At 71.0% G+C, this 562-nt stretch carries 1 protein-coding gene; it reads left to right on the forward strand.

Annotation, left to right across the window (positions count from 1 at the left end):
• Window positions 1–562, forward strand: a 562-nt coding sequence (gene guaA / locus DAT37_RS10390) for a glutamine-hydrolyzing GMP synthase (protein WP_157978389.1), incomplete at both ends; no start/stop codon positions are given.

Raw genomic sequence — 562 nt, forward strand, 5'->3', positions numbered from 1 at the left:
TCCTCGAGCGCGACCCGGCCGCCATCATCCTGTCGGGCGGTCCGGCGAGTGTGTACGCCGACGGCGCGCCCGGGGTGGACCCGGCGCTGTTCGAAGCCGGAGTACCGGTGTTCGGCATCTGCTACGGCTTCCAGGCGATGGCGAAGGCACTCGGCGGCACGGTGGAACACACGGGCACCCGTGAGTTCGGACGTACCGAGCTCGGCGTCACGGGAGGAGCTCTGCACGAGGGGCTGCCCGCGCGGCACCCGGTGTGGATGAGTCACGGTGACTGCGTGACGGAGGCGCCCGAAGGGTTCGAGGTCACGGCGAGGAGTGACAGCGCGCCGGTGGCCGGGTTCGAGAACGTCGAACGCCGACTCGCCGGAGTGCAGTACCACCCGGAGGTGGCGCACTCGCCCCACGGGCAGGAGGTGCTGCGGCGGTTCCTGCACGACATCGCGGGTGTGCGGCCGAACTGGACCACGGCGTCGATCGTGGACGACCAGGTGGAGCGGATCCGCGCTCGGATCGGTGACGGGCACGCCATCTGCGGCCTGTCCGGTGGCGTGGACTCAGCGGT

It is taken from the genome of Nocardia aurea (genome assembly GCF_003123685.1).
GTDB lineage: Bacteria > Actinomycetota > Actinomycetes > Mycobacteriales > Mycobacteriaceae > Nocardia > Nocardia aurea.